Genomic DNA, 9,347 nt, shown 5'->3' on the forward strand with positions numbered 1-9,347 from the left:
CACGATGAAGGACGACCTGGAGCGCCCGGGCCCGCGAGGCCGCGGCCGCGCCCGCCGCGCCCGCGAGCCGCGGCGCGACGAGCCCGCCGCCACCCCGGCCGCCCCCCGCCGCAGCCGCGCCGAGGCGCGCGCCGAGCTCCGCGCCGCGAACCCCGCGCTCGCCGCCCGGCACGCGCACTACCTCTCGGCGCTGCGGCTCCCCGCCGACGACGCCGACCTCCTCGCCGGCGATCCCGCCACCGCCGCCTACTTCGACGCCGCGGTCGCGGCCGGCGCGCGCCCGGCCACCGCCGCGAAGTGGCTGCTCAACGACCTCGCCGGCCTCGCCGGCGACCGGGCGCTCGCCGCCCTCCCGCTGGACGGCGCGGCGTTCGGCCGGTTCGCGGCGCTGGTGGACGCGGGCCGCCTCACCCCCGCCGCGGCGAAGACGCTGCTCGCCGAGCTCGCCGCCGGCGGCGGCGATCCCGAGGCGCGGATGCAGGCGCTCGGGCTGGAGCGCCGCGAGGACGCGGGCGCGCTCGAGGCCGCGCTGGAGAAGGCGCTCGCCGCGCACGCGGCGGAGGCCGCCCGCTACCGCGCCGGCGAGAAGAAGCTGCTCGGCGTGCTCCTCGGCGCGGTGATGCGCGAGGCCGGCGGCGCCGCCGACGCGGCCCAGGTCCGCGCGGCCCTCCAGAAGAAGCTCGGGTAGCCGGCTCGCCGGCGGCGCGAGGCGCGGACCCGGCCGCCCTGCGGCCGCCGGGGCCCGCGCGCGCCGTCGCCGCACGAGGCGCTCGCCGTCGCGGGCTCAGGAAAGAAAAAACCCCGAGAACCGGACGAAGTTCTCGGGGGCACAGATGGTGACCCGTACGGGATTTGAACCCATGTTTTCGGCGTGAGAGGCCGACGTCCTGACCGCTAGACTAACGGGCCACGAAGCGCTGCATGTCTATCCTCGGTCGAAGCGGCAGTCAACGCCGAGGAACATCAAAGTGGCTGGGGGACTAGGATTCGAACCTAGATAGCCAGATCCAGAGTCTGGCGTCCTGCCGTTAGACGATCCCCCAATAGTCAGTCGCCCTTCCTGACGAGCACGAAGACGCGGACCTCGCCCTTCAGCTCGTACACGTTCAGCCCTTCCCACTGCCCCGGCCGCGGCTCCGGGTTGACGATGTGGACGGCCTTCACGCCTGGCTGATCGGCGATCGGCCGCCGGGCGAACCGGGGTCCGTACGTCTGACGGAAGAACCGGATCGTCTCCTCGTAGGTCTTGGGAACCCGGTAGCGGTTCTCCGCGACCTTCACCGCGCCGTCCGGGAGCACCGCGCCCGCCACCTTCACCTCGGCGAGGGCGATGCCCGGCACGGCCACGAGGACCGCGACGAGGGCGGCCTTATATCGGGCAAAAAGGGTCACGGTCAAGCGTTCCGTGTACCGGTCCCGCCCCCGCCCGTCAACCGCGCCGGCGGGCCGGCGGCGCGCCCCGGGCTGCGGCGTTCCGCCCCGCCTCCGGGCGAGGGCGGACGGCGTCGCGATCACCTCCAGACCGCCACCAGCCCGCCCTTGTGGCCGGCCTCGCGCAGCTTCAGCTCGCCGCGCTTCAGCGCGGCCGCGGCGTGGGGGCCGATCCAGTAGCCCTTGGGATCGCTGCGCCGCCAGTTCTTGCGGAAGAGCTGGTGGACCTCCTCGAAGATGCCCTTCAGCGCGAGCGGCTTCCCCTTGCGGTCGTTCGGGTCGTCGGTGACGTCCAGCTCCGCCCAGAGGCGGCCCGCCACCAGCTCCCCGGCGTCGTTCCGCACCGAGCGCTCGTAGTGGAACACCGGCGACGGGATCTCCTCGATGACCAGCATCCCCTTGTCCGGCCCGCGCTTCAGGGGGTGGACGACCACCGGGCCGAGCCGCTCCACCGCCAGGTAGTAGGCGGGCTGGTCGAGCGCCTCGACGGCGTGCTCGTCCACCCGCACCGGCTGGTAGCCGGGGGGGATCAGCTCGGGGTAGGCGGTCAGCTCGCGCCGGGCGAGGTGGCGGAACACCGCCCGCTCGTCGTCGGGCAGCATGAAGTAGTGGAGCGTGGCGGCCATGCGCGCGGACGTTAGCGCAAAACCGCCCGCGCCGCGCGGTCGCCGGCCGGGTCACCGGACGCGGGCGAGGAGCGCCTCGTAGCTCTGCGAGATGCGCGTGGCCAGGATGAGCAGCTCCCCCACCGCCCCCGCGTCCACCAGCCCGCCGCGCCCGGCGTCGGCGTAGAACACGTTCACCACGCGGCCGCGCGCCAGGATGGGCAGCACCAGCGCGTTCGCCGGCACCCCGCCCCCGAGCCGCTTCAGGAGCAGCACGTTCGCCTCGGTCTTGGGGATGGGGCCGAGGAAGTGCGCGCGGGTGCGGACCACGGTGTCGACGATCCCGGGCGCGCCGAGCGGCAGCCGGAGCCGCCGCACCGCCTCCGCCCCCACCCCCTCGCCCATCCCCGCCCACCCGCGCGCCGCGCCGTGCTGGACGGTGAGCAGCAGGGCCCGCCGGAAGCGCGAGCGGGCGTGGCGCAGCACCGTCCGCGCGATGGCGCCGCGCTCCTCCACGCCCTCCAGGAACCGGACCGCGTCCCGGAAGTCGAGCGGCGAGGGCTCCGGCTCGGGGCGGGCCGGCGCGGCGGGGGCGAGCCGCACCGGCGGCGCGTGGCCGGCGCGGGCCGCCAGCGCGGCGAGCACCTCGGGCGGCGGGGCGGCCACCTCGTCCGCCTCGTCGAGCTCGAGGATGGCGTCGTCGGGGAGCTCGGGCGGCTCGCCGCCGCGGCCGTCCGCCGGCGCGGCGCCCGGGAGCGCGAAGGCGCCCGTCCGGCCGTAGACCGCCTCGAAGTCGTCCTCGGTCATCAGGTCCGCGGCGGGGGCGGCCGGCCTCGCCGCCGGGGACGGCGCCGCCCGGGCGGGCCCGGCGCCGCCGGCCCGGCGCGGGCGCTCGAAGTCCACCTCGATCCCGCGGAGCTGCCGCTCGATCCCGTACGCGCGCCGGAGCAGCGCCCACACCCGCGCCTCCGGCGCCGCCAGCGCGTGCACCTCCCGCCCCGCCGCGAACGCGACCTCGTCGAGCACGCGCAGGTCGGACGGATCCACCGCCAGGACCGCGAGCCGCCGCCCCGCGAGCAGGAACGGCACCACGTCGCACCGGTCCGCGACCTCGGCGCGCAGGACCGCCACCGCCTCCGGCTCCAGCCGCACGTCGCCGAACAGCGCCGGCACGCCGTGCTGCTGGCCGAGCGCCCGCGCCAGCGCGCCCTCCTCGACCGCGCCGAGCTCGAGCAGGTTCGTCCCGAGCCGGCCGCCGAAGATGACCTGGTTCTCGAGGGCGTCGCGGATCGCGTGGGGCGTGCACGCGCCCGCGCGCAGGAGGAGCTCGCCGAGGCGGGTGCGCACGCGCCGAGGATAGCAGGTCAGCCGCCGCGGCCCGGCCGCGTGAGGCGCGCGGCGTCGAGGGCGCGCCGCGCCTGCGCGGGCGTGAGGCCTCCCCGCTCGACCGCCAGGTCCACGATGGACCGGCCGGTGGCCACCGAGGCCTTCACGATGTCCGCCGCCGCCGCGTAGCCGAGCCGCGGCGCGAGCGCGGTGGCGAGGCTCACGGTGCGCTCGGCGTAGTGCCGGGCGCGCTCCCGGTCGGCCTCGAGCCCGCGCGCGCAGCGCGCGTCGAACGCCCGCACGGCCCGGGCCAGGACGTCGAGCGCGTGGCACAGGTCGAACGCCACCAGCGGCATCATCACGTTCAGCTCGAGCTGGCCGCCGCTCGCGGCCCAGGCCACCGCGCCGTCCAGCGCCACCACCTGGTACGACACCATGGCCAGCATCTCCGCCATGGAGGGGTTCACCTTGCCCGGCATGATCGACGACCCGGGCTGCACCGGCGGGAGCCGCAGCTCGCCCAGCCCGGTGTTCGGGCCGCTCCCGAGCAGGCGCACGTCGCCGCCGATCCGGAGCAGCTCCAGCGCGGCGGTGCGGAGCGCCCCCGAGAGCGCCACGAACGGCGCGAGCGACTGCATCGCGTAGAACGGGTTCGGCGCCGGGGTGAGCGGCACGCCGGTGAGCCGCTCCAGCTCCTGCACCACCCGCGCCCGGTACCGGGGATCCGCGTTCAGGCCGGTGCCGACCGCGGTGCCGCCGAGCCCCAGGACCGACAGCTCCGGGAGCGCGTCGCGCACCCGGCCCGCCGCCGCGCCCAGCGCCGCGGCCCAGCCCGACACCTCCTGCCCGAGCCGGATGGGTGTCGCGTCCATGAGGTGCGTCCGGCCGGACTTCACCACGCCGTCCCAGGCGCGCGCCTTCGCGTCGAACGTGCCGGCGAGCGCGGACAGCGCCGCGATGACCTCGGGCGCGAGCTCGAGCGCCGCGAGCCGGATGGCGGTCGGCACCACGTCGTTGGTGGACTGCGCCATGTTCACGTCGTCGTTCGGGTCCACCAGCGCGCGGTCGCCGCGCCGCCCGCCGAGCAGCTCGCAGGCGCGGTTCGCGAGCACCTCGTTCACGTTCATGTGGTGCGAGGTGCCGGCGCCGGCCTGGTACACGTCCACCACGAACTGCTCGCGGTGGCGCCCGGCCAGGACCTCGCGCGCCGCCTGCTCGATGGCGCGCGCCTTGCGCCGCGGCAGCAGCCCCAGCGCGGCGTTGGTGCGCGCGGCGGCGAGCTTGATCCGGACGGTGGCGTCCACGAACGCCGGGTGGGCGCGCAGGCCCGAGATGGGGAAGTTCTCGACCGCGCGGGCGGTCTGGGCGCCGTAGAGGGCCGTCGCCGGGACGGTCATCTCGCCCATGGTGTCGCGCTCGATGCGGGTGCGGGCGCCGCGTGCGGCGCGGGCCCGGGGCTGTCTGGCCATGTGAGGTCGCCTCCGAGGCGAGTCTACGTGCGCGGCGGGCCGCCTGCTCCGGAATCGTGCCGCCGGGGGGTCCGCCGGGCCGCGCGGCCCCGGGGCGCCCGCTCGCGCGCTCCCTGCCCGGATGTGTCGGCGCCACCGCGAGGGGGTGCCGACCCTGCCGAACCGCCTCACCCTGCAACGTGCGCGGCTACGGTCGAGGGGACGCGTGTGTGCGTGGAGGCGGGGCGTCGAGGGCGGCTGCACGGCTCGGGAGGCAACATGAGGAAGGCGTGGCGAGGACTGGCGCTCGTCGGGACGATCGGCGGGCTCCTGGCGATGGCGGCGGCGGGCGGGTGCGGCGACGGCCGCAAGGACAAGGGGCCCGGGGGTGGAGGAGGCGGAGGTGGTGGGGGCGGGGGCGGCGGAGGAGGCGCGCCGGCCAGCCAGCTGAACATCACGATCCAGTCGGCCGACGTGCCGGCCACCGGCAATCCCACGGTGACGTTCAAGGTCACCGACGCGGCCGGCAACCCCATCGACCTGCTCGCCGAGATCGCGAACGCCGCCGCGAGCGGCACGCCGCCCGCGCCGCGCATGAGCCCGCGCTTCTCGCTCGGGCAGCTCGAGGACGACGGGACCTACACGCACTACTACGAGACCACGGTGAACGCGCAGCCGTACACGGACGCGGGCGGGACGGCGCAGACGCCGTCCGGCTCCGCCGTGCAGCCGCGCACCGAGCCGCCCAGCGGGCCGTTCCCCACGTCGCAGCTCGCGGCGCAGGGCAACGGCGTGTACACGTACACGTTCTCGCCGCCGACCACCGATCCGGCGAAGCGCGAGCGCGCCCGGACGCACACGGTCGGGATCTGGGCCACGCGCACGGTGAGCGAGGGGACCCCGGCGGCCGAGGTCGCCTACCCGGCCAGCGCCACGTTCAACTTCGTGCCGGGCGGCGGCACCGCGGCGAAGTACGAGACGGTCACCGACGCCGCCTGCAACACCTGCCACGGCGTGCTCGAGGCCCATGACCGCCGCCGCGGGACGCAGCTCTGCATGACCTGCCACGCCGGCGACAAGGGCACCACCTACGCGGACCCGGAGTCCGGGAACACCATCGACTTCCGGAACATGATCCACCGGATCCACTCCGGCCAGGCGGGCTACCACATCGTCGGCTTCCGCCAGACCGACGTCACCTTCTCCGACATCCGGTTCCCGCAGGACATCCGCAACTGCACCACCTGCCACACCGGCGCGAACGCCGACGACTGGAAGAACAAGCCGTCCGCGGTGGCGTGCGCGTCCTGCCACTCCAACCTGCGCTTCGACGCGTCGGCGTCCGCCGACTGCACGCAGGGCCACGTCGAGACCGCGGCCTGCAACCACCCGTTCGGCGTGAACGCGACGGCGAACTGCGCCGGCTGCCACGCCGCCGGCGGCAACCTCGGGCCGGACAAGGTGCACGTGGTGCCCCAGCTCGCCTCCGCCGCGACCTACAAGTACGAGATCGTCGGCGTCACGGTGGGCGGCGACCGCATCCCGGTCGTCCAGTACCGCGTCCTCCAGAACGGCGCGCCCATGGCGCTCGACGCGGAGCCCTGGACGCACGGCAGCGCCAGCCGCCTGTTCGTGGACGTGGGCTGGCCGTCCGTCGAGTACGACAACGCCGGCGCCGGCGCGGAAGGCCAGCCGGTCCAGATCAACGCGCTCACCGCCGCGGCGGGCGGGTCCGCCACGCCGGTGGCCGGCCAGACCAACGTGTACCAGGTGACCTCGACCGTCGCGCTGCCGGCCGGCGTGGACCAGTTCACGGTCGCGCTGGAGGGCCACCCGGCCATCGCCGATCCGTTCAACGCGGGCCAGTTCCTGCGCGTACCGGTCACGAACGACGTGAAGTACTTCACCGCCGCGGGCGCGGCCGGGCAGGCGCGCCGGACCGTGGTGGCGGTCGAGAACTGCAACAAGTGCCACGGCGTGCTGAGCGCGCACGGCCAGAACCGCAACGGCACCACGCAGGTGTGCGTGGTCTGCCACAACCCCGCCGGCACCGACGCGGCCCGCGTGCCCTCCGGCGGCACGGTCGAGCCCATCGACTTCAAGGTGCTCGTCCACCAGATCCACGCCTCGGAGATCAAGCAGAAGGAGGTCACGATCTACGGCTTCGGCGGCTCGGCGAACGTCTTCCCGCTCGAGTTCCCGAACCAGATCGGCAACTGCGCGCTGTGCCACGCGGGCACGAGCTACCAGCTGCCGCTGGCGGCGGAGGTGAAGGACACCATCAACCCGGCCGGCGGCACCACGCCGAAGACCATCGCGGTGTGCACGTCCTGCCACGACACCGTGAAGTTCGACGGCTCGGCCGCGCAGTCGTGCGGCCCCGGCGTGATGGGCGACTGCAACCACCGCGGCGGCACGCAGACCGGCGACGCGCAGTGCGCCACCTGCCACGGACCGGGCACGCTCGCGGACGTGGCCAAGGTGCACCCGATCCCGGCGCCGGCGCAGTAGCGGCGCGCGACGAGCGCGGACCAGCGGGGGCCCGGCGGGATCCGTCCTGCCGGGCCCCTCGCGTCCCGGGCGCCGCGCTACTGGACCTCGATCTCCTGGGCCCGCGCGCCGGCGTCCACCACGTACCAGATCCGCACCCGGCGGCCGTGCGCGAGCGCGACGGCGGGGCCCGCAGGGCTCCCGGCGCGGTCGAAGACCGGGACGTCGGCCCCGACCTGGAACGTGACCACGCCGGCAGGGGTGGTGACGCGGAGCAGCCCGCGGGCCGGATCGCTCGACAGCACCGCCCCGGTGTCGCAGCGGGTGCGCTCGGTGACCGGGGCGTGGCGGGGCGCGGGGAACGGCGCCGCGGCGAGCGCCAGCGCGAGCAGGAGGGCGGGCATGCGCGGGAGTATCGCCCCGGGCGGCGGGGGCGCGCCAGCGGGCGGTCGGCGCCCGCGGGTCAGGGTGCGCGAGGCGGGGCCGCCTCGAGGGGCACGAGCGCGACGCCGAGCCGGCCGGCGAGGCGGCGGAGCGCGAGCTCCGTCTTGGCGTCCTCGATCTCGCCGGCCTCGCAGGCGCGCACGGCGGCCTCGAGCCCGCGCCACTCCAGCAGGGCGCCCTCCTCGAGCGGCGAGCCGTCGCCGTCGCCGTCCGCGTCGTACGGCCCGTCCACCGGCGGGCGCGGGACCTCCACCTCGAGCAGGTGGATCTTCTCCGACGCGATCCCCGGGAGCAGGAAGAACGGGCCGCCCAGCGGCCGCAGCGCGCCGGGGGCCACCTCGAGCCCCGCCTCCTCGCGCAGCTCGTCCGCGCCCCGCCGCTGCAGCGCCGCCAGGCCCGTCTCGCCGGGCTCCACCACGCCCGCCACGATCTCCTCGACCAGCAGGTACTCGGGCTCGGGGAGGGCGGCCCGCTTGCCGCGCCGGAAGTACGCGGCCGGGCGGAGCCCGCGGCGGGTGAGCACCTCGATCCCGCGCGGCGTGCGGGCCCAGGCGCAGACCGCGACCGCGTCCAGCGCCGGGCGATCGATCACGTCGATGGGGTACTCCGGCGAGGCGCTCCCGTCCGCGCGCCGGTTCCGGGCGCGCAGCCGGCGGAGCCGCAGGAACCCCTCGTCCAGGCGGGCGTGCGCGCTGCGGTCCTCGACGATCTCGATGGCGGTCACGCGGGGCATGCCGGGATGGTGCACCGCCCCCCGGCGCGAGGGAAGCGGCGCTCGCCGCCACGGCCGCCGCCGCGACGGGGGCGCCCGCGCCTCCCGGCCAGGGGTCGTTCGCCGGCGGCGCCGTTCCCAGCTTTGCCGCGGAGGAAGCCCGATGAGCACACCCGAGACCCTGGCCGAGCTCGGCCGCCTGCCGCAGCTGGAGGTGGACGCTGCCACGGCGTACGCGGCCGCGATCTCCGCCGCCGGACCGGGCGCCCTGCGCGAGGAGCTGAGCCTGTTCCAGGCCGACCACCGGCGCCGGGCGCTCGCCCTGCACGAGGCGTTCGCGCGCCTGCGCGCCTGCCCGCCCGAGATCCGCCCGAACGTGCGCGGCGCCGCCATCGGCGCACGCCAGGCGCCCGCCGGGCGGCCCCGCCCCCGCGACCTGGTCGCCGCGCTCAGCGGCAACGCGCGCCTCGCCGGCGACGTCTACGCGAGCGCCCTGGCGCGCCCGCTGCCGCCGGAGGTGCGCGAGGCCGTGGAGCGCGCGCTCGGCGAGGAGCGCCGCCACCTGGAGCGCCTGCAGCGGCCGCCCGCGCCCGCGCTCGCCTGAGCGGGCGCGGCGCCGGCGCAATGCGCGCCAAAAAAGAAAAAGCCCGCCAGAGCGGATTGCTCTGGCGGGCACGAAAAGATGCGGCAGCGACCTACTCTCCCACACCGCTTCCGGTGCAGTACCATCGGCTCTGGTGGGCTTAACTACCGTGTTCGGGATGGGAACGGGTGTGACCCCACCGATATAGCCACCGCAAACCTTTGAAAGAACGTGAGGCTCGTCGCCTCTCGACAACCGTTACGAAGGGAAAAGAAGAGCACCGCACCGCGGGGCCGCTGAGGGCCGTG

8 protein-coding genes, 2 tRNA genes, 1 rRNA gene and 1 pseudogene are annotated in these 9,347 nt (G+C 76.0%); 3 read left to right on the forward strand and 9 right to left on the reverse strand.

Annotation, left to right across the window (positions count from 1 at the left end; genetic code table 11):
- A pseudogene (locus tag PSR1_RS19000) lies at positions 1-688 on the forward strand (glutamine--tRNA ligase); the annotation flags it as partial.
- Between the two features lie 146 nt (positions 689-834).
- Here the strand turns inward: PSR1_RS19000 and PSR1_RS19005 are convergent.
- From PSR1_RS19005 to PSR1_RS19030, 6 genes are all read right to left on the reverse strand, one after another.
- Positions 835-909: transfer RNA gene (locus tag PSR1_RS19005), tRNA-Glu, on the reverse strand.
- A gap of 60 nt (positions 910-969) precedes the next feature.
- Positions 970-1,043, reverse strand: a tRNA-Gln gene (locus PSR1_RS19010).
- Between the two features lie 4 nt (positions 1,044-1,047).
- Positions 1,048-1,392: a hypothetical protein gene (locus tag PSR1_RS19015; RefSeq protein ID WP_237758153.1), complete on the reverse strand. Its 345-nt coding sequence runs from the start codon at positions 1,390-1,392 to the stop codon at positions 1,048-1,050.
- A gap of 119 nt (positions 1,393-1,511) precedes the next feature.
- Positions 1,512-2,057: a hypothetical protein gene (locus PSR1_RS19020; protein WP_059439004.1), complete on the reverse strand. Its 546-nt coding sequence runs from the start codon at positions 2,055-2,057 to the stop codon at positions 1,512-1,514.
- A gap of 51 nt (positions 2,058-2,108) precedes the next feature.
- On the reverse strand, positions 2,109-3,383 hold the full coding sequence (locus PSR1_RS19025) for a general secretion pathway protein GspE (RefSeq protein ID WP_059439005.1): 1,275 nt from the start codon (positions 3,381-3,383) through the stop codon (positions 2,109-2,111).
- 17 nt (positions 3,384-3,400) lie between these two features.
- Complete coding sequence (locus tag PSR1_RS19030; protein WP_059439006.1) at positions 3,401-4,831, reverse strand: aspartate ammonia-lyase; 1,431 nt, start codon at positions 4,829-4,831, stop codon at positions 3,401-3,403.
- A 258-nt stretch (positions 4,832-5,089) separates the two neighbouring features.
- Between PSR1_RS19030 and PSR1_RS19035 the strand changes: the two genes are divergently transcribed.
- Positions 5,090-7,321 carry an OmcA/MtrC family decaheme c-type cytochrome gene (locus PSR1_RS19035; RefSeq protein WP_059439007.1) on the forward strand — a complete coding sequence of 744 codons (2,232 nt, stop codon included), beginning with the start codon at positions 5,090-5,092 and terminating at the stop codon, positions 7,319-7,321.
- A 77-nt stretch (positions 7,322-7,398) separates the two neighbouring features.
- On the opposite strand, the gene PSR1_RS19040 is transcribed toward PSR1_RS19035, so the two are convergent.
- Together PSR1_RS19040 and PSR1_RS19045 are read right to left on the reverse strand one after the other, a co-directional pair.
- Complete coding sequence (locus PSR1_RS19040) at positions 7,399-7,704, reverse strand: hypothetical protein (protein WP_059439008.1); 306 nt, start codon at positions 7,702-7,704, stop codon at positions 7,399-7,401.
- Between the two features lie 59 nt (positions 7,705-7,763).
- Positions 7,764-8,477: an NUDIX hydrolase gene (locus PSR1_RS19045; protein ID WP_059439009.1), complete on the reverse strand. Its 714-nt coding sequence runs from the start codon at positions 8,475-8,477 to the stop codon at positions 7,764-7,766.
- Between the two features lie 142 nt (positions 8,478-8,619).
- On the opposite strand from PSR1_RS19045, the gene PSR1_RS19050 reads away from it, so the two are divergent.
- The gene (locus PSR1_RS19050) at positions 8,620-9,060 is read left to right on the forward strand and encodes a hypothetical protein (protein ID WP_059439010.1); all 441 of its coding nucleotides are present in this window, start codon (positions 8,620-8,622) and stop codon (positions 9,058-9,060) included.
- A gap of 78 nt (positions 9,061-9,138) precedes the next feature.
- Here PSR1_RS19050 and rrf read toward each other — a convergent pair.
- Positions 9,139-9,255: ribosomal RNA gene (gene rrf / locus PSR1_RS19055) — 5S ribosomal RNA — on the reverse strand.
- Positions 9,256-9,347: the final 92 nt, after the last annotated feature.

Source organism: Anaeromyxobacter sp. PSR-1 (assembly GCF_000964525.1).
Lineage (GTDB): Bacteria > Myxococcota > Myxococcia > Myxococcales > Anaeromyxobacteraceae > Anaeromyxobacter.